Annotated in this window: 19 protein-coding genes and 1 pseudogene; 9 read left to right on the forward strand and 11 right to left on the reverse strand. The window is 70.5% G+C overall.

Going from position 1 to position 22,102, the window contains the following annotated elements; genetic code table 11:
• Positions 1-321 precede the first annotated feature (321 nt).
• Positions 322-1,248 carry a cyclase family protein gene (locus ACIBAG_RS05385; protein WP_399101208.1) on the reverse strand — a complete coding sequence of 309 codons (927 nt, stop codon included), beginning with the start codon at positions 1,246-1,248 and terminating at the stop codon, positions 322-324.
• Positions 1,249-1,343: 95 nt separating this feature from the next.
• On the opposite strand from ACIBAG_RS05385, the gene ACIBAG_RS05390 reads away from it, so the two are divergent.
• The 3 genes from ACIBAG_RS05390 to ACIBAG_RS05400 all read left to right on the forward strand — a co-directional run bounded on the left by ACIBAG_RS05390 (position 1,344) and on the right by ACIBAG_RS05400 (position 4,563).
• A complete protein-coding gene (locus ACIBAG_RS05390; RefSeq protein ID WP_399101210.1) occupies positions 1,344-2,255 on the forward strand; it encodes an SDR family oxidoreductase in 912 nt (303 codons plus the stop codon).
• A 107-nt stretch (positions 2,256-2,362) separates the two neighbouring features.
• The gene (locus tag ACIBAG_RS05395; RefSeq protein WP_399101212.1) at positions 2,363-3,514 is read left to right on the forward strand and encodes an acyl-CoA dehydrogenase family protein; all 1,152 of its coding nucleotides are present in this window, start codon (positions 2,363-2,365) and stop codon (positions 3,512-3,514) included.
• On the forward strand, positions 3,514-4,563 hold the full coding sequence (locus ACIBAG_RS05400; protein WP_399101214.1) for an alcohol dehydrogenase catalytic domain-containing protein: 1,050 nt from the start codon (positions 3,514-3,516) through the stop codon (positions 4,561-4,563). Before ACIBAG_RS05395 ends, ACIBAG_RS05400 begins: the two co-directional genes overlap by 1 nt.
• A gap of 100 nt (positions 4,564-4,663) precedes the next feature.
• Here ACIBAG_RS05400 and ACIBAG_RS05405 read toward each other — a convergent pair whose 3' ends face one another.
• Positions 4,664-4,870 (reverse strand): YlcI/YnfO family protein, encoded by a 207-nt coding sequence (locus tag ACIBAG_RS05405; RefSeq protein ID WP_399101216.1) that lies wholly within the window; start codon positions 4,868-4,870, stop codon positions 4,664-4,666.
• A gap of 43 nt (positions 4,871-4,913) precedes the next feature.
• Here ACIBAG_RS05405 and ACIBAG_RS05410 point away from each other — a divergent pair, with 43 nt between their 5' ends.
• Positions 4,914-5,219: a helix-turn-helix domain-containing protein gene (locus ACIBAG_RS05410; protein ID WP_399101945.1), complete on the forward strand. Its 306-nt coding sequence runs from the start codon at positions 4,914-4,916 to the stop codon at positions 5,217-5,219.
• Between the two features lie 156 nt (positions 5,220-5,375).
• A complete protein-coding gene (locus ACIBAG_RS05415; RefSeq protein ID WP_399101218.1) occupies positions 5,376-6,647 on the forward strand; it encodes an MFS transporter in 1,272 nt (423 codons plus the stop codon).
• Here the strand turns inward: ACIBAG_RS05415 and ACIBAG_RS05420 are convergent.
• Complete coding sequence (locus ACIBAG_RS05420; protein WP_399101220.1) at positions 6,555-7,691, reverse strand: GlxA family transcriptional regulator; 1,137 nt, start codon at positions 7,689-7,691, stop codon at positions 6,555-6,557. The two genes, ACIBAG_RS05415 and ACIBAG_RS05420, sit on opposite strands and share 93 nt — an antisense overlap.
• A 71-nt stretch (positions 7,692-7,762) precedes the next feature.
• On the opposite strand from ACIBAG_RS05420, the gene ACIBAG_RS05425 reads away from it, so the two are divergent.
• Positions 7,763-9,091 carry an MFS transporter gene (locus ACIBAG_RS05425; RefSeq protein ID WP_399101222.1) on the forward strand — a complete coding sequence of 443 codons (1,329 nt, stop codon included), beginning with the start codon at positions 7,763-7,765 and terminating at the stop codon, positions 9,089-9,091.
• Positions 9,092-9,404: 313 nt separating this feature from the next.
• Here ACIBAG_RS05425 and ACIBAG_RS05430 read toward each other — a convergent pair.
• The 6 genes and pseudogenes from ACIBAG_RS05430 to ACIBAG_RS05455 all read right to left on the reverse strand — a co-directional run.
• Positions 9,405-9,779: pseudogene (locus ACIBAG_RS05430) on the reverse strand (GntR family transcriptional regulator); the annotation flags it as partial.
• Entirely contained in the window at positions 9,772-10,563 is a 792-nt protein-coding gene (locus ACIBAG_RS05435) for a hypothetical protein (protein ID WP_399101224.1), read from the reverse strand. The pseudogene ACIBAG_RS05430 and the gene ACIBAG_RS05435, both read right to left, overlap by 8 nt.
• Positions 10,564-10,761: 198 nt before the next feature.
• Entirely contained in the window at positions 10,762-11,367 is a 606-nt protein-coding gene (locus tag ACIBAG_RS05440) for a flavin reductase family protein (RefSeq protein ID WP_399101947.1), read from the reverse strand.
• Between the two features lie 98 nt (positions 11,368-11,465).
• Complete coding sequence (locus ACIBAG_RS05445) at positions 11,466-12,332, reverse strand: enoyl-CoA hydratase/isomerase family protein (protein ID WP_399101949.1); 867 nt, start codon at positions 12,330-12,332, stop codon at positions 11,466-11,468.
• 7 nt (positions 12,333-12,339) lie between these two features.
• Positions 12,340-14,565, reverse strand: coding sequence for an acetate--CoA ligase family protein (locus tag ACIBAG_RS05450; RefSeq protein ID WP_399101226.1), 2,226 nt, complete (start codon positions 14,563-14,565; stop codon positions 12,340-12,342).
• A gap of 167 nt (positions 14,566-14,732) precedes the next feature.
• Positions 14,733-16,226, reverse strand: a complete 1,494-nt coding sequence (locus ACIBAG_RS05455; protein ID WP_399101228.1) for a flavin monoamine oxidase family protein — start codon at positions 16,224-16,226, stop codon at positions 14,733-14,735.
• Positions 16,227-16,586: 360 nt separating this feature from the next.
• On the opposite strand from ACIBAG_RS05455, the gene ACIBAG_RS05460 reads away from it, so the two are divergent.
• The 3 genes from ACIBAG_RS05460 (at position 16,587) to ACIBAG_RS05470 (ending at position 19,913) form a co-directional block, all read left to right on the forward strand.
• Complete coding sequence (locus ACIBAG_RS05460) at positions 16,587-16,931, forward strand: hypothetical protein (protein ID WP_399101230.1); 345 nt, start codon at positions 16,587-16,589, stop codon at positions 16,929-16,931.
• A gap of 100 nt (positions 16,932-17,031) precedes the next feature.
• A complete protein-coding gene (locus tag ACIBAG_RS05465) occupies positions 17,032-17,730 on the forward strand; it encodes an ABC transporter ATP-binding protein (protein ID WP_399101231.1) in 699 nt (232 codons plus the stop codon).
• A complete protein-coding gene (locus ACIBAG_RS05470; RefSeq protein WP_399101233.1) occupies positions 17,727-19,913 on the forward strand; it encodes a permease in 2,187 nt (728 codons plus the stop codon). Before ACIBAG_RS05465 ends, ACIBAG_RS05470 begins: the two co-directional genes overlap by 4 nt.
• 132 nt (positions 19,914-20,045) lie before the next feature.
• Here ACIBAG_RS05470 and ACIBAG_RS05475 read toward each other — a convergent pair whose 3' ends face one another.
• Positions 20,046-21,236 (reverse strand): flavin-containing monooxygenase, encoded by a 1,191-nt coding sequence (locus ACIBAG_RS05475; protein ID WP_399101235.1) that lies wholly within the window; start codon positions 21,234-21,236, stop codon positions 20,046-20,048.
• Between the two features lie 137 nt (positions 21,237-21,373).
• A complete protein-coding gene (fabG, locus tag ACIBAG_RS05480) occupies positions 21,374-22,102 on the reverse strand; it encodes a 3-oxoacyl-ACP reductase FabG (RefSeq protein ID WP_399101237.1) in 729 nt (242 codons plus the stop codon).

Consider the following 22,102-nt stretch of genomic DNA (forward strand, 5'->3'; position numbering starts at 1 on the left):
CCCGGGTGTGCTCCTGTGCGCGGCCGCTGCAAATAGGGCGTAAGTAACAAATCTCCGACTGGGTGTTGACGCCGAGTGTCCGGTTGATCACGCTTGTGGTCAGCGATTCGCCGCGAGGGGACGACGAGGGTTTCGGTGACGGAGGCCCTTGCCGAGTGTGGGTCGTGATTCGGCGCCGGTTCTCTCAGGGCAGGGGGAGTCGAGAGTGGGGGAGGCGCGCCGAGTCGGATGGTGGCGCGGTGCCGTGCTCGGGGCGGATGGGGGCTCCTCCCGCTCGAGCGTAGCCGGGAGTGGGTGGAGCCGCGCCGCCAACCGACCTCCTCAGAGCACCGCCACGGGCGCGACCGGGGTCCCCGTGCCGCCGACGAAGGGCTCGGGCATCGCCGACAGCAGGAACGCGTAGCGGCCCGCTTCTCCACAGGCTGTGGACAACTCCTCGAGATTCCAGTTCTGCCCCTGGAGCATCCCCATCTCCACCAGGTGAAGCGCGTGCACGGGCAGCCACAGATCCTCCATCTCGGGCGGAAAGATCTCAAACGTCAGCGTGTCGTTCGCCACGGCCGCCACATCGCGCGCGTGGAACCACTCCGGCGTACGCACCGACAGTCCGGGCGAGGGGTAGCCGTACGCGTGCTTGTCGCCGGCGAGGCAGATCTGGATCTGGCCCGTCCGTACGAGCACTATGTCGCCGGCGCACACACGCGTGCCCGCGAGTTCCTCCGCCGCCTCCAGGTCCTCCGGGGTCACCGCGTGCCCGCCGTCGAGCCGAGGGACGCCCCGCGCGCGTGCCACGTCCAGCAGTACGCCCCGCGACACGATGTGCCGCGCCTTGTCGATGCCGCTGAACTCGGCGCCGCCGTGCGGGGTGATGGTGCCGGCGGGGCGGCCGTTGTAGAGCCGGCCCGAGTGCGAGACGTGGGTGAGCGCGTCCCAGTGGGTGGCCGCCTGCAGGCCCATGGTCACGATGTCGTCGCTGCAGGCGACGGTTCCCGGGCCGAAGAGCTCCTGGTTGATCTGCACCATGGCGTGCAGGGGGTTGACGCGTCCGGGGATCATCCCCGTCTGGACGCCGTCCTGTTGCAGGGGAAGGGCGAGGGGGACGCGGCGGCCGGTGCGGACGCAGGCGGCCGCCTCGCGGACGACGTCGTCGGTGATCAGGTTCAGGGTGCCGATCTCGTCGTCGGAGCCCCAACGGCCCCAGTTGTTCACGCGCTTGGCGATCTCGTGGAACGCGTCCGGCAGTGACATGAGTCCTCCCCGGGGCTTGTCTCCGCGTATCTGACGGGTCGTAGAATCGAGTCGAATCTAACGGACCGTCAGAAACTGCGGGAAGGGGCCGGGGCATGGGGAACTTCTTGGCAGGCAAGGTCGTCGCCGTGACGGGGGCGGGCCGGGGGATCGGACGGGCGGTGGCGCTGGCGGCTGCCGCCGAAGGGGCCCGGGTCGTCGTCAACGACTACGGGGTCTCCGTGGACGGCGCGTCGCCCACCAGCGAGGTCGCCGAGGCTGTCGTCAAGGAGATCGAGGCCGCGGGCGGGGAGGCGGTCGCGGTAGCGGACGACATCTCCACGATGGCGGGTGGCCAGCGGGTCGTCGACGTGGCGCTGGAGTCGTACGGACGCCTCGACGGCGTCGTGTGCGTCGCCGGCATCCTGCGGGAGCGGATGCTGTTCAACATGACCGAGGAGGAGTGGGATCCCGTCGTCGCCACCCACCTGAAAGGGACCTTCACGGTCTTCCGGGCCGCGTCCGCCGTGATGCGCAAGCAGCGGGTGGGGACCTTGATCGGCTTCACCAGTGGCAATCACCAGGGGTCGGTTTCGCAGGCCAATTACAGCGCGGCGAAGGGCGGGGTCATCTCGCTGGTGCGGAGCGCTGCGCTGGGCCTGCACAAGTACGGGGTGACCGCGAACGCGGTGGCGCCGGTCGCGCGTACGCGTATGTCCGCCAACGTTCCCATGGAGTTGGCGGAGATCGGTGAGCCGGAGGACGTGGCCGCGCTCGTCGTGTACCTGCTGTCGGATGCGGCTCGGGAGCAGGGGGTCACGGGGCAGGTGTACACGGTCGCGGGAGCCAAGATCGCGGTGTGGGCCCAGCCTCGGGAGTTGCGGGCCGCGTATGCCTCCGGCGGGTGGACGCCGGAGTTGATCGCTCAGGCCTTGCCCGGGTCCGTGGGGGTGGATCCCATGCCGATGCTTGCGCGGGTGGAGGGGATGGAGAGGGCGGCGCGGGACGGTTCTCGGCCGAACGCCTAAGAGCTCGGGGGGTGTCCCGGGTCGGCGACCGCCGGTTGTCTCGTGGCCGGTCGCGCAGTTCCCCGCGCCCCTGGGTGGGAAATCCGACCGTCGCTTTGGAGGTCCCCGTGGACTTTGGATTCACCGATGCGGATGACATGTTCCGGGCGGAGGCCAGAGCCTGGCTTGCCGAGCATGTCGGGGGTGCGCAGGAGCGTCGTACATGGGAACGCACCCTCGGGAAAGCCGGGTGGATCGGGCTCGGGTGGGGCAGAGGTGGTTACGGGAATCGGAGTGTGGGCCTTACCCAGCAAGTCGTCTGGGCCGAGGAGTACGCGCGGTCCGGGGCGCCCGCGCGGTCCGGGCACATCGGGGAGAACCTGCTGGGGCCCACCCTGATCGCCCATGGGACCGATGAGCAGAAGCGCCGCTTCCTTGCGCCGATCGCGCTCGGTGAGGAGCTCTGGTGTCAGGGGTACAGCGAGCCAGGGGCGGGGTCCGACCTCGCGGGGGTCCGTACGAAGGCCGAGCGTGCCTCGGACGGGACGTACCGCGTCACCGGGCAGAAGATCTGGACCTCCCTCGCCCATGAGGCCGACTGGTGCTTCGTTCTCGCCCGGACGGATCCGGAGTCGAGCCGCCACCGGGGCCTGAGCTTCCTGCTCGTTCCCATGGACCAGCCGGGGCGTATCGAGGTGCGGCCCATCCGGCAGATGACCGGCACCAGCGACTTCAACGAGGTGTTCTTCGACGGGGCGCACGCGCGCGTGGAGCACGTCGTCGGTGGTGAGGGTGCGGGGTGGAGGGTCGCGATGAGCCTGCTCGGGTTCGAGCGGGGGGTCTCCACGCTCGCCCAGCAGATTGGGTTCGCGCGGGAGTTGGGGCGGGTCGTGGAGGCGGCCGTACGGTCCGGCGCCGTGGGTGATCCCGTCGTACGGGAGCGCCTGGTGCGGCAGTGGGCCGAGCTGCGGGTGATGCGGTGGAACGCGTTGCGCACGCTGGGGCGGGCCGGGGACGCGGGGGCTCCCAGTGTGGCGAAGCTGCTGTGGGGCGGCTGGCATCAGCGGCTCGGGGAGCTGGCGGTGCTGGTGCGGGGGGCCGCGGCGGGGGTCGGGCCGGTGGAGTGGTCGCCCTCCGCGCCGTACGAACTCGACGAGGCGCAGCATCTCTTCCTGTTCTCGCGGGCCGACACCATCTACGGCGGGTCGGACCAGGTTCAGCGCACGATCATCGCCGAGCGGGTGCTCGGGTTGCCCAGGGAACCCAAGGGGGTTGTGTGATGCGCGGCGTGGTGTTCGACGGGAAGCGGGTGGAGGTCGCGTACGACCTGGAGGTGCGGGATCCGGGGCCGGGTGAGGTGCTGGTGGCCATCGCGGCGGCGGGATTGTGCCACAGCGACCTGTCCGTGGTGGACGGGACCATACCTTTTCCGGTTCCTGTGGTGTTGGGCCATGAGGGGGCTGGGGTGGTGGAAGCGGTGGGTGTGGGCGTCACCCATGTCGTCCCGGGGGACCATGTGGCCCTGTCCACGCTCGCCAACTGCGGTACGTGCGCCGAGTGCGACCGGGGGCGGCCGACCATGTGCCGGCAGGCGATCGGGCGGCCCGGACAGCCGTTCTCCCGGGGAGGGCGGCCCGTCTTCCAGTTCGCGTCCAATTCGGCGTTCGCCGAGCGGACCGTGGTCAAGGCCGTCCAGGCGGTTCGGATCCCGAAGGACATCCCCATGCCCTCGGCCGCGCTCATCGGGTGCGGGGTGCTCACCGGGGTGGGCGCCGTGCTCAACCGGGCCGAGGTGGACCGTGGGGACAGCGTGCTCGTCATCGGTACGGGGGGCATCGGGCTCAATGTCCTTCAGGGGGCGCGGATCGCGGGTGCGCTGCGGATCGTCGCCGTCGATGCCAATCCGGCGAGGGAGGCGGTGGCGCGGCGGTTCGGGGCGACGGACTTCCTGACGTCGGTGGAGGGGGTGCGCGAGCTGTTGCCGACGGGGGCGGACCATGCCTTCGAGTGCGTGGGGCGCGTCGAGTTGATCCGGGCGGCCGTCGATCTGCTCGACCGGCACGGGCAGGCGATTCTGCTGGGGGTTCCGCCGGCCGGCGCCGAGGCATCCTTCGTCGTGTCGTCCATGTACCTGGACAAGTCGATCCTGGGGTGCCGGTACGGGTCGTCGAGGCCGCAGCGCGACATCGCGCTGTACGCCGAGTTGTACCGGGAGGGGCGGCTGCTCCTGGACGAGCTGGTGACGGAGACGTATCCGGTCGAGGAGTTCGAGCGGGCGGCGGCGGACGCGGAGGCGGGGAAGGTGGCTCGCGGGGTGCTCACGTTCTGAGGCTGGCTTGGGACCTTGGTCATCTTGGGCACCTGACGGATGCGGGCTGGGTGCCTGCGGACGCCGTTTCCCACCTTCTCGGGGCTGGGTGCGCGGTCTTTCAGGGCCGGGATGAATGCCCGCTCCTGCGTAGCGGGGCAGGGGTAGTAGCCGGATCGCCGTCAGGGCGATCCGGCGTGCCGGAGGCTTCTACGGCGCGTCGCACTGCGGCGACCAGCCATGAGTTCAGGGAGCGGTCGTCGGCAGCGGCAAGCGCCTTGGCGGTGTCGTAGAGGTCGTCAGGAAGTCGAAGGTTCAGCTTGATCATGCATCAACTGTGGCCCTAAAATGGGGCCATGTCGAGGTTTCGGATGTACCCCACGTGCGAGCAGGAGCAGCAGATGCTGCTGCACTGCGCGCACGCGAGGTACGTGTGGAACCTGGCTGTCGAGCAGCACGCGCACTGGAAGCCCCGCCGCAAAAGCGCGCCCGGCTTCGCGGAGCAGTGCCGTCAGCTCACCGAGGCCCGGCGCGACAACGAATGGCTGGCCGCCGCAAACGCGGACGCCAAGCCGACTTCGAGTGCGTATCCTGCGGCTTCACCTGCTACGCGGACACCAACGCAAGCCACAACGTCGCGGCAGGACAGGGCGGGATTCCCCGCCCCCGGCGTATAGCCGGTGCCGGAGGGGTGACGACGGCCGCCGGCCGTTCGAGCGCCCGTGAACCTCAAGCCACCTGGCTTGGAATCCCCCTCTGTCAAGAGGGGAAGGGTGTCAAAGGCCCGGAAATTGCCTGCCGGGTTGTCAGTGGCGGCGCCTACCGTCATCTGCATGACCTATCGAGACGTCGCCTCCAGGCAGGTCCTGATCTGGGCCTGCACCGCCGTCGCCTCTCGCATGCCGGTCGCCATGACGCCGTTGGCCCTGGTGTTCCTGGTGCGGGAGCGGCCCGGCGGGTACACGCTGGGCGCGGCTCTCGCGGCCGTGTACGTGCTCGGTGAGATCATCGCCGCCCCGGTCCTCGGGCTGCGGCTGGATCCGGCCCGTGGCCGCAGGCATCTGGTCGTCGGGCTCGCGGGCGGGGCGGTGGGGTTCGCGGGACTCGGGGTGCTGGCGGGGGCGCACCCCGTGGTGCTGGGAGCCTTCGCGTTCCTGGCCGGTGCGGCGCCGGCCGCGACCGCCGGTGGTCAGCGGGCGTTGCTGACCTCGCTGGTGCCGGAGCGTGCCGTGCCGCAGGCGCTGTCGGCCGAGTCCATGCTGATGTCGGGCGTATGGGCCGTCTCCCCGGTCGCGGTGGCCGGCCTCGCCCTCGCGGTGGCGCCGCGGGTACCGCTGCTTCTGGCGGGGGCCCTCATGGCGGCGTCGATCGTGGGCCAGTTACTGCTGCCGGCCGGGTGGACGAACGGTGAGCAGGAGGGTGCGGGCAAGGCAGGCCGGGCGAAGTCACGGGTGCTGATACGCGCGTGGCCGGTGTACGTCACGGGAGCGGCCAGCATCACCCTGCTGGGCCTGTGCGAACTCACCGTGCCCGCCCTGCTCGAACAGCGCGGCATCGGCGTGGGCTGGTCGGGCCCGATGCTGGCGGGGATGGCCGTGGGGGCGGGGCTCGGGGCGTTCCTGTACGGCCTCCGGTCGTGGCCGGGGCGACTCCGCGCGCGCAGTGTGGTGCTGATGTGCGGCATGTCGGTCTTCGTGTCCCTCGCGGCACTGATACCGGGCGCCGCCGGGATCGCGATCGCCCTCGTCCTGGCCGGCATGCTCCAGTCGGGCGCGCTGATCACCCGCAACCTGTCCCTGCGCGAGGCACTGCCGCCGAGCGCCCTGGCCGCCGGGTACTCCGTGCTGTACGCGGCCGCGGGCGCCGGCTACGCGGCGGCGGGTTCCCTCGCGGGCGGTCTGCTCCAGTGGGTGGAGCCGTCCACGGCCGTCCTGGCCGGGGTGCAGCTGACGCTGGTGCTGACGGCGCTCGGCTGGTGGGGAGAGGCCCGCCGGGAGGGTTCGGGGGCGGGCTCAGGTGCCGCCGTGAACCTGGACGTCGTCGCGGCTCCCGGCGCGGAAGGTCCGCCGATAGCTGGTGGGTGTGACGCCGAGCGCCGCCTGTAGGTGCTGTCGCATCGACTGGGCCGTGCCGAAGCCGGCGTCCCGGGCTACCTGGTCGACGGACAGGTCGGTGGACTCCAGCAGGTGCCGGGCGCGTTCCACGCGCTGCTGGGTGAGCCACTGGCCGGGGCTGACGCCGACCTCCTCGCGGAAGCGGCGGGTGAAGGTCCGTACGGACATGGACTCCTGGTCCGCCATGTCGCGCAACTGGATCGGCTCGTGGAGCCGGCCCAGGGCCCAGGCGCGGGCCGTGGTCGTCGACGACTGCTGCGGGTCGGGGACCGGGCGGTGGATGTACTGGGCCTGGCCGCCGTCCCGGTGGGGCGGTACGACGGTGCGGCGGGCGACTTCGTTGGCGATCGCCGTGCCGTGGTCGCGGCGGACGATGTGCAGGCACAGGTCGATCCCGGCCGCGACGCCGGCCGAGGTGAGGATGTCGCCGTCGTCGATGAAGAGGACGTCCGGGTCGACCTCGACCTGCGGGAACAGCTCCTGGAAGCGGTCGGCGTCCGCCCAGTGGGTGGTGGCGGGACGGCCGTCCAGATAGCCGGCGGCGGCGAGGACGTACACACCCGTGCAGATGGACGTGAGGCGGGTGCCGGGGCGGATGTGGGCGAGGGCGGCGGCCAGGTCGTCGGTGAGAACGCCCTGCTCGAAGACGGGGCCGAGTTCGTACGACGCCGGTACGACGACGGTGTCCGCGGTGGCCAGCGCTTCCGGGCCGTGCTCGACCTGGATGGCGAAGTCGGCGTCCGTCTGCACCGGGCCCGGCGGCCGGATCGAGCAGGTGACCACCTCGTACAGACGTCGCCCCTGGGCGTCCTTGGGGCGTCCGAAGATGCGGTGCGGGATGCCGAGTTCGAAGGGGAGGGCGCCGTCGAGGGCGAGCACGACGACGCGGTGCGGACGGAACGCCTGCTGCGCGGGCAGCGGGTGCAGGGGCTCGTGCCGGGCGCGCGCCGAGCCGGTGTCCGTGTCCTTGTCCGTGTCGTTGTCCGTGTCGTTGTCCGAGCCGGTGGCGGTGTTGTTGTCCGGGTCCGCGTCCATGGCCCGATCCTAACGAATGCTGTCCTTCGGGCCACTCGTTTCGGTCGATCACAGGCCCGAAGCTCTATGTCGTGACCCAGACAACGGAGACAGCGACCACCGAAGAGGACATCCGGCCGTCCAGGAAGCCCCGCCCGTGGCGGAGCCGCGGAATGTCACCGCACCGGGCGTGGTTCGTCGCCGCCGTCGCCTTCGTGACGATCATCGGCGCCGCCGCGTTCCGCTCCGTGCCGGGGCTGCTCATCGACCCGCTGCACCAGGAGTTCGGCTGGTCGCGCGGCACCATCAGTTCCGCTGTCTCGATCAATCTCGCGCTGTACGGGCTCACCGCCCCCTTCGCCGCCGCGCTGATGGACCGCTTCGGCATCCGGCGCGTGGTCGCCGTCGCGCTCACCATGATCGCGGTCGGCTCGGGCCTGACGATCTGGATGACGGCCGCCTGGCAGTTGCTGCTGTGCTGGGGCCTGCTGGTGGGCCTGGGCAGCGGCTCGATGGCCCTGGCCTTCGCCGCGACGGTCACCAACCGCTGGTTCACCGAGCGGCGCGGCCTGGTCACCGGCATCCTCACCGCCGCTTCGGCCTCCGGCCAGCTGATCTTCCTGCCGGTGCTGGCCTTGATGGTCGATGCGGGCAACTGGCGCCCGGCCGCCGTCACGGTCGCCCTCGCGGCCCTCGCGGTCGTCCCCTTCGTCTGGCTGCTGCTGCGTGACCACCCGGCCGACGTGGGCCTGAAGCCGTACGGCGCCAAGGAGTTCGTGCCCAAGCCGCCCCCCGTTCCGGGCGCCGCGCGCAGGGCGGTGAGGGTGCTCTTCTCGGCTGCCCGCACCGGCCCGTTCTGGCTGCTGGCCGGCTCCTTCGCGATCTGCGGCGCCTCCACCAACGGCCTCATCCAGACCCACTTCGTGCCCGCCGCCCACGACCACGGCATGCCCGTCCCGGCAGCCGCCTCGCTGCTCGCGGTCATCGGCGTGTTCGACGTGGTCGGCACGGTCGCCTCCGGCTGGCTCACCGACCGCTTCGAGGCGCGCCGGCTGCTCGCGGTGTACTACGCGCTGCGCGGCGTCTCGCTGCTGTTCCTGCCGATGCTGCTGGCCCCGAGCGTCCGCCCGCCGATGGTCTTCTTCATCGTCTTCTACGGCCTCGACTGGGTCGCCACCGTCCCGCCCACGGTCGCCCTGTGCCGGGAGCACTACGGCGACGACAGCGCGATCGTCTTCGGCTGGGTCCTCGCCTCCCATCAGGTGGGTGCGGCGCTGGTGGCCTTCCTCGGCGGCGTCGCGCGGGACGTCTTCGGCACGTACGACATGGTCTGGTACGCGTCGGGGGCGCTGTGTGGGGCGGCTGCGCTGATGGTGCTGGTGATCCGGCGGCGTACGGAACCGGTGCGGATGGCGGCGTAGGGCGCGACGGGGTGGCGCCGGCTCCACCTCGCGGCCGGTCTCGACCGCGCACGAGGTGGAGCCGAGTACAGCCCTGGCCGAATACAGCCCTGGCCGAGTACAGCCTTGGCCGAGTACGGCTCCAGCCGTGTACAGCCCTGGCACCTGGCAGACCCCCGCTTCCCGCCCTGCCCACGAGCGTCGCCGGTCGCGGCGTTGCGGGTTCCGCCTACTGCTCAAGGGCCTTCCGCGCGCCTGTGACGTGCGCCGACACCTCCGCCGTCCTGGGCCCACCCGCTCCGTTGCCGGCGGTGGCCGAAGAGGAGGCGTGACCCGGGTCCAGGGCGTCGCGTACGGCGGTCAGGATGTCCTCGGTGTCGGCGCCGAGTGCTCGGGCGGCGGAGGTGAAGTCGCGGGCCAGAGTGATGAGTTGGTCGACGTCGTGCGTGTGCGGCTCGGACGGGAGCGCCGCGACCCGGGTGCCCGCGCCACGGCGCGTGCGGATCAGCTCGGCCGCCTCCAGCTCGCGGTAGGCGCGGGCCACGGTGCCGGGCGCCAGACCGAGGTCGGCGGCGAGCTGGCGCACGGTCGGCAGGCGCTCACCCTCGGCCAGCCGGCCGGTGCGGATCAGCGCGGCCAACTGGGCACGGATCTGCTCGTACGGCGGTACCTGGCTGGTGGTGTCGACGCGGACGGCGGGCTCACTCATCGTCGTAGGTCCCATCGTCGGCTGCCTCGTCGTCGACCGCCCGGGGAGCCACGACGGTGACCAGGGACCATCCGAAGGAGAACAGGCTCAGCAGGCCCAGGGGGCTGACCACCACGACGGTGGCGGCGCCCAGCGGGCCGGCGCAGGAGTTCTCGGTGAGCGCGACGAAGATCATCAGAACGACGAGCAGCACCTGGCTCGACACCAGCAGCCCCCAGGCTCCGGTGATCGCCCACGCGCGGTCGCGGCGCTGCTGGTCGTCGCCCGGGCCGTGGGCGATACGGCGCAGGGCCCAGACGCAGACGGGGGTTCCGACCGCGAGGGCGGCGAACATCGGGCCGCTGTAGTACAGGCCGGGCCAGGGGCCCAGGGATGCGCGCAACCCTTCGCAGCTGACGGTGATGACACGCCCCGCTCTGCCTGTCCGTTCGGGGTCGGACGCCGTGACCGCGCCGATCACCAGCAGGGTGACGAGGGACGCCGCCTGCAGAAGAAGCAGGGGTGCCATGCGGGGCGGCACCTGGTCCCGGATCAGGCGCGGGGCGAGACTCGCGGTGCGTACCGCTTCCTGGGGACGCAGGGTCAGTGCGTCACCGAGCAGGACACCGCCCACCGCGCACAGACCGAAAGCGGTGATGGCGAACACGAGGGGCATCGCGATGTCGCCGCTCTCCATCGTGACCAACTGCTGTGCGGCCACCATGCCGATGGCCAGACCGGACCAGCGGGCGTAGTGGTCGGCGTGGTCGAGGAACCGGGACTGGAGCGGGACGTGGTCGAGCATATGGAGATCCCCCCAGAACATCTTGTATCAAGTAGTGGGTACAAGATGCCCCGGTCGGGATCTTGTGTCAAACCCTCGATACAAGGCGATACAAAGGGAGATGGCTTCTGGCGCAAGGGAGTTCCCGTTCGCCGAGGAGAAGGTGGACGAACGGCGTCGGCGGACCCGTGGCCGCCTGGGGGTCTGGGCGGTGCCGGCCTAGAGGAACCGTCCCTTGTGGAACAGCAGCGGCGCCTCGTCCCCGTCGCTCGCGCCCAGGGCCGCCACCCGGCCCACCACGATCAGATGGTCGCCTCCCGTGTGCACCGCGTGGATCGTGCAGTCGATCCACGCGAGCGTGCCCGCGAGGCGGGGGGAGCCGGACGCCGGGGCCGCGTCGTACGCCACCCCCGCGAACTTGTCCGCGCCGCTCACCGCGAAGCCACGGCACAACTCGCCCTGCCCGGCGCTCAGGACGTTCACGCAGAACACGCCCGCGCGTGCGATGCGCGGCCACGTCGTCGACGTACGGCCGACCATGAAGGCGACCAGGGGCGGGTCGAGGGAGAGGGAGGAGAAGGACTGGCAGGCGAAGCCGGCGGGGGAGCCGGTGCCGCCTTCGGGTGGTGCCGTGACAACGGCCACGCCCGTCGCGAAGTTCCCGAGCACGCGCCGGAACTCGGCCTGCCCGACCGGCGCCCGCTCGTCCTCGCCGACGCACCGCAGCTCAGGGCGCGGCAGCGCCTCCACGGGCCCTCGTGCGGGGGCTGTCTCGACCGACCTGAGATAGCGGACGGCGGCGGCCGCCATCCCTGCGTGTCCCATCACGCCAACCATTGAAGCTGACGGTGTGTCAGATTGGAAGCCTCGTGCGGGCACCGTCCCCGGTCCTCGGCGCCCCTGGTGCGCGGCACGCCTCGCACTCACCGCCCCTTGTACTCGGCGCCCCTGCGCTCCACGAAACTCGCCACCCCTTCCCGCGCGTCCTCGGTCGTCATGTTGATCTCCTGCGCGGCCGCCTCCGCGGCGAAGGCGGTGGTGCGGTCGGTGTCGAGGGAGGCGTTGACGAGCTGTTTGGTGAGGGCGAGGGCGCGGGTCGGGCCGGTGGCGAGGCGCTCGGCCCACTCGCGGGCCGTCTTGTCCAACTCCTCGTCCGGTACAACCCGGTTGACCAGGCCGAGGCGCTCGGCGTCCGGCGCGCTGAGCGCGTCGCCGAAGAACATCAGCTCCTTCGCCCGCTGAGGGCCGATGAGTCGGGGGAGGAGATAGGCGCCGCCGCCGTCGGGGACGAGGCCGCGTCGGACGAACACCTCGATGAACCTCGCCGATTCGGCGGCGAGTACGAGGTCGCAGGCGAAGGCGAGATGCGCGCCGAGCCCTGCCGCGGTGCCGTTGACCGCCGCGATCACCGGCTTCTCGCAGTCGAGGACGGCAGCGATCAGCCGCTGGGCGCCGAGGCGGATCGTGCGGGCGACGTCGCCGGGGACCCGCTGACCGGCCGCCGACCCGCCCCGCAGGTCCGCGCCCGCGCAGAAACCACGGCCCGTTCCGGTCAGCACGACGGCCCGTACGGCGGGGTCCGCAGAGGCGTCGGCAAGCAGCTGGATGATGCGTTCGCGCTGGTCAGGGGTGATGGCGTTGAGGGCCTCGGGGCGGTTCAGGGTGATGCGGCAGACCTGGTTGTCAGTGGCGTGCTGTACCAATGACTCAGCGTGACTTTCCGGCTCGACGGGCTTTTCCGTCTGGTCGTCCTTTGCTGTCCCACGGGGGGAATCGGGCATGTTCGCCATCGTCATCTCAACGACACACCACCAGCGCGTCCAACGCCACCGCGCCTTGCCCCCTGGGCAGCACCACCAGCGGGTTGATGTCGAGCTCCGCGAGGTCGTCCTCCAGTTCCAGGGCCATGCGCTGCACCCGCAGGACGACTTCGACGAGCGCGTCGAGATCCGCCGGCGGACGCCCCCTGACCCCGTCCAGCAGGGCCCGCCCGCGCAGCTCGGCGAGCATGTCCCGCGCCTGCTCCTCACCGAAGGGCGGCACGCGTACGGCGCTGTCGCCCAGGACCTCCACGAGCACGCCGCCGAGCCCGACCGTCACGGTCGGTCCGAACAACTCGTCGTGCGTGGCGCCGACGACCATCTCGACGCCCCGCTCGACCATCTGGCAGACCAGGACGCCGTCCAGGGAGACGTCCTCGTAGCGCGCGATGTCGGTCAACTCCCGGTAGGCGTCCCGCACCTGGCTGGCGGAGGTCAGCCCGATCTTGACGAGTCCCAGCTCGGTCTTGTGGGCGATCCGCGCGCCGGACGCCTTCATGACCACGGGGTAGCCGACCAGTCCCGCGGCCCGTACGGCCGCCGCCGCGCTGGTCACCAACTGCTCGCGCGGGACGCGGATTCCGTACGCCCGCAGCAGCTGCTTCGCCGCGTGTTCGCTCAGCTGCTGGCCCGGACGCATCAGTGGCTGCGCCTTGCGGAAGGAAGGGGACGGGGTGCGGGGCGCGTGGTCGAAGGGGGAGCGGTAGCCGGTGACGAAGCGGTGGTGGTCGAGGTAGGCGCGGACCGCGGTGATGCAGTTCGCCACCGTGCGGAAGGTGGCCACTCGCGAGGAGCCGAGCAGGACGTCGCGGTACGCCGGCTCGGTGCCGACCGGCGACCCCCACACCACGCAGACCAGCTTGTCCGTCCGCTCGGCCGCGTCCACCAGGTCCTGGACGAGCTTGTCGCTCAGGGGCGGGAAGGGCCCGGTGACCGGACAGATCAGCACGCCCACGGCGGGGTCGTCGAGGATGGCGTCGATGATCTTCCGGCCGCGGTGGTCGCCGACCGGATGCCCGCCGTTGTCGACCGGGTTGGCCACGCTCAGGTACTCGGGTATCCACTGGTGCAGCTCGGCCTGCTTGGCCTCGGGCAGCACCGGCAGGGCGAGCCCCGCCTCGGTGGCCAGGTCGGCGAAGTGCGCGCCCGTGCCGCCCGAGATCGAATAGACGACGACGCCGTCGGCGCGGGGCGGCCGCGCTCGGGCCAGCAGGGCGGCGGTGTCCTGGAGTTCGTCGAGGCCGTCGACCCGGATCACCCCGTACTGCCGCATCGCCGCGTCCACCACCGCGTCCGCGCCGGTCAGCTTGCCGGTGTGTGAGGCGGCCGTGCGGGCGCCGGTCTCGGTGCGGCCCACCTTGACGGCGACGACCGGCACTCCGCGGCGGGCGGCGCGGTCGGCGGCGAGCAGGAAGGAACGGCCGTCCTTGAGGCCCTCCACGTAGCAGGCGATGGCGCCGACCTCGGGCCGCTCGGCGAAGTAGGAGATGAAGTCGGCGGTCTCCAGATCGGCCTCGTTGCCGGTGGGCGCCCAGTGGCTCAGCCGGATGCCGAGCTCCTGGAGGGAGAAGACGGGGCGGCCCTGGTGGCCGGACTGGGTGATCAGGGCGATCGCGGGACCTTCCAGGTCGTCGCGGAACCGCTCGAAGGCGTTGAGGTTGGTGTTGGGGCCCAGCAGCCGCATCCCTGACTGCTCGACGGCGGCGGTGAGCCGGTCCTGGGCGGCGGCGCCCTCCTCGCCGGTCTCGGCGAAACCGGAGGCGAAGGCGACCGCGAACTTCACCTTGGCCTCGGCCAGTTCCTCGATCACCGGAAGGGGGTCGGCGACCAGCAGTACGGCGAGATCGACCTGCTCGGGCAGGTCGGCGACGGAAGGAGAGCACGGGATGCCGAAGACGGACGGGCGGCTCGGGTGCACGGGATGGAGCCGCGCGCCGACCCGCTCCGACCAGGCGATCAGCTGGCGGGTGACACCGGTGTTCGGCCGTCCCTCGGCGTCCGAGGCGCCGATCACGGCGACCGACTCCGGCCGGAAGAAGCGGTCCAGATCGGGCACGTGGGAGTACAGCGGACGGCCGCTGACGTCGAGATCGTCGACCTCGGCCGGCCGGCCGTGGACGGCGGGCCCGGGCTGCTCGCCACAGGCGATGACCCGGGCCCGGCGGGAGTCGGTGGTGAGGGTGCCGTGGGTTGATCCAAGCATCGGTCCGCCCGCTCCTGTGTGACAGCGATTAACTGACGCAGTGTCAGATTAAAGGAACTGACGCCAAGTCAGGAACGGCTGTGCACGCAAAGTTGGGCGAGCGGCCCGGCGACAGCAGGCTCGAGTACGGCGGAAGGTGTGCAGGCACGTCGCCGGCCGTCGCCCGCTCACAGCACCGCCAGCACCTCCTTCGCCACTCGCTCGCCCGACCGCACCGCCCCGTCCATGAAGCCCATCCAGTAGGTGGAGGTCTCCGTCCCGGCCCAGTGGATGCCGCCGACGGGCTCGCGCAGGGCCGGGCCGTACTGGGTCAGTACGCCGGGTGCGGCGATGGAGACGGGGCCGCCGCGGGTGTAGGCCTCGTTGTTCCAGCGTTGCAGGACGAAGGAGGAGGGGGAGGCGGCTTTCTCGCCGAAATAGGTCGCGTAGTCCTTCAGTACGGCGGCCCGGACATCCGCTTCACTCGCCCCGTCCAGCTTCCGCGCCTCGTCCGCCTCGATGAAGCCCATCAGGGCGCCGTAGGAGCCGTCGGGCGGGGAGTTGTCGAAGGTGGAGCTGATCACGCCCGTGTCGCTGACGACCTGGCCGTTGAACCCGTCGGCCCGCCAGAAGGGGGTGTCGTAGATCGCGATGGCCTTGCCGACCGAGGCCATCGGAAGGCGCTGGGTGAGCTGGTCGCGGGCGGCGGGGAGTAGCGGGTCGTAGGTGATGCGGGCAGCGAGGGGAGGGGGTACGGCCACGACGACCTTCTTGGCGTTGACGGTGACGCCGTCGGCGGTCACCGCGTACTTGCCGCCGGACCTGGCGATCGTGCGCACCGGGGCGCTGAGCACGACCCGGTCGCCGAGCGCGGCGGCGAGTTTGATCGGCACCAACTGGGAGCCGCCGACGAAGCGGAGTTCCTGGGCGCCGTTCGCGGTCTCGGTGAGGCGCTCCAGGGTGCCGGGGTTGGAGGCGTCGCCGGCGGCGGCGATGTAGAAGAGGACGAAGAGGAAGGAGAGTTCTCGCGGTTCGGCCGAGAAGATCGACGTACAGGCCACGTCGAAGAGGAACCTGGCGGACGGGATGACGGCGTTGGCGCGCAGCCAGGTCTCGAAGGTCTGCCGGTCCCATTCATCCGCCTTCGCGGCGGTCCAGGGCGCGTCGACCGGGATCTGCTTGGCCAGGTCGTCGAGTGTGGCCTGCACGATCGCGGCGTTGGCGAGGCCTGCCGCGTCGATGGGCGGGACCGCGCCGAGGATGCCGTCGGTGGCGTACGGGGTTTTCTTGCCGTCCTTGTAGAGGAGGTTGTTGCCGGAGTTGTAGGTGGCGAAGGTCCCCACGCCGAGGGAGTCGGCGAGGGCCTTGATGCGGTGCTGGGTGGGGCCGATGAACTCGCCGCCGCCCTCGGTGATGCCGCCGTTGGTGAGGTTCAGGCCCACCACCCGTCCGCCGACGCGGTCCCGGGCCTCCAGGACGACCACCGACTTGCCGGCGGCGACCAGGTCGCGGGCCGCGGTGAGCCCGGCGAGCCCGGCGCCGACGATGGCGACGTCGACGTCGCGGGCGGCTGCGGCCGAGGCCGTGCCGGTGGCGGTGGTGGCGGTGAGGGTTGCGGCGCCGGCAGCGGCGGCTGCGCCGCCCAGGAGCGAGCGCCGGGAGAGCTGTCTTTCGCGTGCCACGTGCGTCCTCCGTCGTAGCGAGAGGGAGTGGAGCCAGAAAGTTGAGCAGTGTTCACATTCTGGCCCGGTGCGGGGGCGCGGTACAGCTCTCGCACAACATCTGACTCACAAGTAACGAGTAGGTGACGCAGGGGAGTTGGGGGCCGTTCTCTCCTTGCGCTCCCTGCCGCTCCCTCGCCGGTCCCGCGACTTGGTGGCGAATGCGACGAGGCGGGTCCGGAATCCAGCGCTCCGCTGGGTGACACCTCTCACGCCGAGAGTAATTCCCTTGTGAAGGAATCTTGATCGGACCATGATCATCAACTGCACCGTGCGGCACATGAGCCGCACAGGTCACTTCAAACAGGGGAGGGATCAACTATGCGCAGAATCAAGGCGATTGCCGGCATAGCACTGATCATCGGTATAGGGGTGCCGACCAGCACCGCGATGGCGCTGGAAGCCAAGGGCGGTGGCGTGATCGCGACCAGCCCGTGGAACGGCGACAGCGGCCTTATTTCCGTCTACGACGGTAGCGACGACGGGGACCCGGGCAAGGCCGAGTACTACCGCCAGGCCAGCCCCGGTGAACTGCGCACGCTGTGGAACCACAGCGGCTTCAAGACCCGCGTGATCTCGGGCGACGGCTCGAAGGTCATCAAGTTCAAGGCGTGCGACGACAACGACTGGGACAGTGACGACTGCTCCGGGTGGAAGGCTCCGTAACCGGAGTTATCGCTTGAGTGCCCGTCGGGTAGGCCGTTTCATGGCTTACCCGACGGGTCCGTTTCATCTCCGCTCGCCTACCTCAAGATACGGACGTGCTGTGACCCACACCCCTCCGCTGGGCGGCGGTCTCCAGATCAAGGGCCTGACGTATCAGGTCGGAGACCGTGTTCTCCTCAACAACGTCGACCTCACTGTGGACCCGGGGAAGTCGGTGGCTGTTACCGGGCCCAGTGGATCGGGCAAGTCGACACTGCTCATGTGCGTGCTCGGTCTGATCAAACCGGCCTCTGGCACGATCACTGCGGGCGGGCATCGCCTTACGGGACTCCTGCCCGGCTCTCTGACCAAAGCCCGCCGCAAGCACCTCGGCATGGTCTTCCAGTTCGGTGAGCTGCTGCCCGAACTGACACCAGTGGAGAACGTGGCTCTGCCCATGCTCCTCGACGGCGCCGACCATCAGCGTGCCCACGAGTCAGCCACACGGCTCCTGGAAGAACTCGAAGTGCCCCATGGCAGTACCCCAACGGGCATGCTCTCCGGAGGAGAACGCCAGCGCACGGCCGTGGCCCGGGCGCTCATTGCGCAGCCGTCCGTGCTGCTGGCGGATGAGCCCACCGGTGCGCTGGACCCGAAAGCACGCGAGAACGTGGCGGACCAGTTGTTCCGGATCTGTCGCGAGCGGGACTGCGCGCTGTTGGTAGTCACTCACGATCCCGCGGTCGCCGATCGGGCGGACGACGAGCTCCAGCTCCAGGAGAGCACGCTCATCCCAGTCCAGCGGGGGTCGCAGGCGTGACTGACCAGCACTCACCACGTCTGCGCCGTCCTGGACGGCTCTGGGTCCAGCTGCTGCGGATCGGGCGTGCCGCAGGACGCACCACGCCCGGCACGCGACTGCGCATGTGGGCCCTGATGACGGCCTCAGCCGCTATTGCGCTGACCGCCCTGGCCATGGTGACCACCAGCGCGACCTTCGACGGTCGCGCGCAGCGCGATACAGCGCGGGGCCCCCTTCTGGCCGGCGACGCGCACCAGGCCACAGCCTTGTGGAAAGAGGCCATCGACTCGTTCGGCGCGTCACCGCACAGCATCATCTACGTCGAGCCTCTCGCGGCCGACACGCCTCCGCCACCGGGCCTCTCGCGCTGGCCTCGGCCGGGCGAGGTCTTCTTGTCCCCGGAACTCGCCGAAGCGGCAAAAGACAACAACAGCCTCGACCGATACGGCCGTTACGCCGGAACAATCGACAAGCAGGGGCTCAGGTCGCCGTCTGAACGAATCGCCTACGCCCGCCCCGCTCACCCGCCGGCCAACCCCACGGCGGCGTCCTGGCAGTACATCGCGGGCTTCGGCCAGCTCTTCCCGATGAACCAGGACATCTACCCCCACACCAAGGCGGAGACTGTCGGAGTCATCGCAGTCCTGATGGCCGTACCGGGCCTGGCTCTGTTGGTCGTGGCCACCCGGGTCGGATCAGCCACCCGAGACCGCCGCAGCCACCTCGTCAACGCCCTGGGAGCCTCGTGGACACACCGAGCGGTGATGAACGTAGGGGAAGCCTTCACCCCGGCTGCCCTAGGGACACTCCTGGCTGTCATCCCTGCCACCGTCCTGCTGGCAACCGACGTACGGCTGCCCTTCACGGGCTTCATCGTCAACGCCGATGACCTGCGCCATGCGTGGCCGCAGCTGATCGCCGCGTTCGCTGCCTCCCTCGTCCTGACACTCCTGCTTGTCGTGGGACTTCACCGGGTTCAGCGTCCGAAGACGGCGACACGGCCCAGCACCTCCTCCTCGCACCTGCCCAAGTGGCGCCTGGCCTTGTGTGGCATCGGTGTCATGGCAATCGCCTGCAGTCAATATGCCCCCAAGGGCCCGGACGTTGTGGTCTTCCTGGCCGGAACCGTGCTGATGTGGGCCACGCTGCCGTCAGCTGTCGCCATGCTGAGCGTCGCCAATGGGAAGCGCATCGCCGCAAGCGGCTATCGCAAAGGGAACCCCGGGCGCCTCATCGCGGGCCGCTGGACCGCGGCTCATCCGGGAGTGCTCGTCCGCCTCTCCGTGGTCTTCATCATCGGGATCGGTCTCATCAGCCATCTGCAGGTCTGGAACAGCCGGTTGGGAGACAGCGCCGCGGCTGCCAAGCAACTGACCCAGCGAGTGGGGGACACCCTCCTCACCGTCTCCAGCAGCAACCTCACCCCCCGCGCCACAGAACGCCTGGCACGCGCCCTGCCGGACAGAACACACCTCCTGGCCACCACGGCCCATCCCGAGGGTGACCACCCCCACATCGACCTGGCGGGTGCCTGCCACGATCTCAAGGCACTGCGCCTGCCCTGCCCGACCACCGCCAAGCCCGTCACCACACAGGACCCACGGCTGAAAGAACTGGCCGCCCCCTACCAGGGCAACCTCACGGTCAAAGCCGTCAGCGGCGTCCTACCGACTGGTCATGCCCGCCAGTCGCTGATCGTGACCGCCGACGAGCCTGGGCGCCGAGCGGAGATCGAGAAAGCCGCCTATGCCGTACTCCCCGGGATCAATGTGGAAACACCCGGCGAATCCTGGGTCATCGGCGCCCAAGAGAAGAATCGGCTCAACTACTGGCTCTACCTCTTCGGCGGCACAGGTCTGGGCCTGCTGCTTGTGACAGGACTGATCAGCGCAGCGGCCGAGTTCGTACGCATCAGACGAGGACTGGCACCGCTGAGCGTCCTCACCGGCAACACCCGAGTCTTCCGCACCATCGCCACGTGGTACCTGACTGTGCCGTTGCTCCTCGCTACCTGCATCGCCACATTCATCACCAACTGGCACTCGTTGTTCTTCGTCATCTCCTTGCGAGAAGGCAAGTTCTCCTGGCCAGTCCTGGTCACAGCAGCCACCGGCTTCTCGCTGGCCGCTGTGACGATCGGGCTCCTCGCGGCGCACTCGGCACGCCGGGCCGCGCCATCCTGGCGACCCGAAGCAGACTGAGGCCGGCAGCCGCCCGAGGATCCCCCGACTGCCGTTCGGCCCCCTGTCCGTTCTTAAGGGGGGCCGAGCAGAGAGTTGAGGATGACTATGTCACCGGGAGGGCGCCAGTACTGTTCAAAGGCACCGTGGATCTCATGGGAGACGCGAAACCGGTCCGTCCCCGCTCCGGGCAATCGACTTCGCGATCTTCTGCGCGTCGATCGCCATCTCCCGGAGGTTGCCGCTGATCGGATTGGTGAAGCCGGTGAAGTACAGGCCGGGCGCCCCCGCCGGGGTTCGAGCGCCCTGGACGACTGGCCTTCCGTGCGCGTCGAGTACGCCGAGGTGGCCGACAAGGTTCTCCAGGCCGCGAACGTATCCCGTGGCCGCGATGACGGCGTCGGGCGAGACGCGGGCACCATCGGCGAGGACGACCTTCCCCTCCTCGAACCCGTCGACGGCGGCCACGATCTCGACCCGGCCCTTGCGTACGGCGTCGACGAGGCCGACGTCGAGGACGGGGATCGACCCTTGCTTGACCCGGCTGTAGAGACCGGTGTCGGGGCGTGGCAGCCCCTGGGCGGAGAGGTCAGGCACGCTGAGCTTCGCGACGGGCCTGGCCAACCGGTCGACGAGGCCGACCGGTAGCCGTCGTACGAGGATGCTCGTGAACTGGGCGGCCCACCCGGCGGTGGAGCGGCGCACGATGTGCGGGACCGTGCGCACCGCCAGCCGCACCCGCGAGGCCCCGCCCTCCACCAGGTCCACGGCGATCTCGGCACCGGTGTTGCCGATGCCGACGACCAGGACGTCGCGGTCGGCGTAGGGCGTGGGGTTGCGGTACTCGCCGGCGTGGAGGAACTCGCCGGTGTAGGAGTCGCGGCCGGGCCAGTCCGGGATGTGCGGGGTGTGGTTGTGGCCGGTGGCCACGACGACCGCGGCGCCGGTCAGTTCACGGCCGCCGGTGGCGCGCAGCAGCCAGCCGGAGCCGTCGGGGGAAGGCTCGACGCGGGAGACCTCCACGCCGGTGACGATCTCCAGGTCGTGGTGTTCGGCGTACTTCTCCAGGTAGCGCACGACGTCGTCCCGGGACACCCAGCGCCCGAAGCGGCGGGGCATCGGCAGGCCTGGCAGGGCCGACAGGCGCCGGGTGGTGTGCAGATGGAGGCGGTCGTAGTGGCGACGCCAGGAGGCGCCTATCCGGTCCGACCTCTCCAGCACGACCGCACGCAGTCCCTGGGCACGCAGGGCGTACGCGACGGAGAGTCCGCCGGGGCCGCCGCCGATGACGTAGACGGGGCGGCCCGTTGCGGGGTGGTCCGTGGGCTGGGGGGTGTCGGCCATGGTCGGGAGCGTAATCACGCAGCCCGTTGATGGGTCTCGGTCAAGACCGGAATTGGTTGCGGATCGATCACGGCTGTAGGAGGAGTGGGTGGGGTCTGTGGCGTAGGACTCCTGGGTGTGGGGCTGGAGTGAAGGCATCAGTGGCCCAGTCCGGCCCCTCCGTCGACCGGGATCACGGCGCCGCGTACGTATCCCGCACCGGCCAGGAACGCCACCGCGTCGGCGACCTCGTCGGGGTGGGCCGGGCGGCCGGCCGGGGTCCGGGCTAGCAGGTGCCGGCGCTGGTCCTCGGTGAGCGCGCGGGTCATGTCCGTTTCGGTCAGGCCGGGCGCCACCACGTTGCAGGTGATGTCACGGGGGCCGAGTTCATGGGTGAGCGACCGGGCGAAGCCGACCAGACCCGCCTTCGCCGCCGCGTAGTTGGTCTGCCCGGCGGCGCCGTGCAGGGCCGCCGTGGAGGAGACCAGCACGATACGGCCGTGGCCCTGCGCGAGCATCCCGCGCACCGCGCGGCGGGCGACTCGGAAGGCCCCCGTGAGGTTGGTGTCGATGACGGAGGTGAAGTCCTCCTCGCTCATCCGTATGAGCAGCCGGTCGTGGGTGACACCGGCGTTCGCGACCAGGACGGTGACCGGGCCGTGGGCCGCCTCGGCCTCCTTGAAGGCCTGGTCCACCTGCCCGGCGTCCGTCACGTCGCACCGTACGGCGAGGAGGTTCGCGTCGGCGGGTGGCCCGTCCCCGCGGTAGGTCACCGCGACCCGGTCTCCCGCCGCGGCGAAGCGGCGCGCTATGGCCAGCCCGATGCCCCTGTTCCCGCCGGTCACGAACACCGAGCGGGCTGCCGTCTGTTCCCTCGTGCCTGCCAT

This window comes from Streptomyces sp. NPDC051243, from assembly GCF_044455405.1.
In the GTDB taxonomy this organism is placed as follows: domain Bacteria; phylum Actinomycetota; class Actinomycetes; order Streptomycetales; family Streptomycetaceae; genus Streptomyces.

Excerpts from the sequence above, each read along its gene's own strand:
- ACIBAG_RS05385 (WP_399101208.1), bottom strand. The coding sequence starts at position 1,248 with ATGTCACTGCCGGACGCGTTCCACGAGATCGCCAAGCGCGTGAACAAC.
- ACIBAG_RS05420 (WP_399101220.1), bottom strand. The coding sequence starts at position 7,691 with ATGGACGCGGACCCGGACAACAACACCGCCACCGGCTCGGACAACGAC.
- ACIBAG_RS05405 (WP_399101216.1), bottom strand. The coding sequence starts at position 4,870 with ATGATCAAGCTGAACCTTCGACTTCCTGACGACCTCTACGACACCGCC.
- ACIBAG_RS05440 (WP_399101947.1), bottom strand. The coding sequence starts at position 11,367 with ATGGGACACGCAGGGATGGCGGCCGCCGCCGTCCGCTATCTCAGGTCG.
- ACIBAG_RS05390 (WP_399101210.1), top strand. The coding sequence starts at position 1,344 with ATGGGGAACTTCTTGGCAGGCAAGGTCGTCGCCGTGACGGGGGCGGGC.
- ACIBAG_RS05475 (WP_399101235.1), bottom strand. The coding sequence starts at position 21,236 with ATGGCCGACACCCCCCAGCCCACGGACCACCCCGCAACGGGCCGCCCC.
- ACIBAG_RS05445 (WP_399101949.1), bottom strand. The coding sequence starts at position 12,332 with ATGGCGAACATGCCCGATTCCCCCCGTGGGACAGCAAAGGACGACCAG.
- ACIBAG_RS05400 (WP_399101214.1), top strand. The coding sequence starts at position 3,514 with ATGCGCGGCGTGGTGTTCGACGGGAAGCGGGTGGAGGTCGCGTACGAC.
- ACIBAG_RS05415 (WP_399101218.1), top strand. The coding sequence starts at position 5,376 with ATGACCTATCGAGACGTCGCCTCCAGGCAGGTCCTGATCTGGGCCTGC.
- fabG (WP_399101237.1), bottom strand. The coding sequence starts at position 22,102 with ATGGCAGGCACGAGGGAACAGACGGCAGCCCGCTCGGTGTTCGTGACC.
- ACIBAG_RS05410 (WP_399101945.1), top strand. The coding sequence starts at position 4,914 with ATGTACCCCACGTGCGAGCAGGAGCAGCAGATGCTGCTGCACTGCGCG.
- ACIBAG_RS05435 (WP_399101224.1), bottom strand. The coding sequence starts at position 10,563 with ATGCTCGACCACGTCCCGCTCCAGTCCCGGTTCCTCGACCACGCCGAC.
- ACIBAG_RS05460 (WP_399101230.1), top strand. The coding sequence starts at position 16,587 with ATGCGCAGAATCAAGGCGATTGCCGGCATAGCACTGATCATCGGTATA.
- ACIBAG_RS05450 (WP_399101226.1), bottom strand. The coding sequence starts at position 14,565 with ATGCTTGGATCAACCCACGGCACCCTCACCACCGACTCCCGCCGGGCC.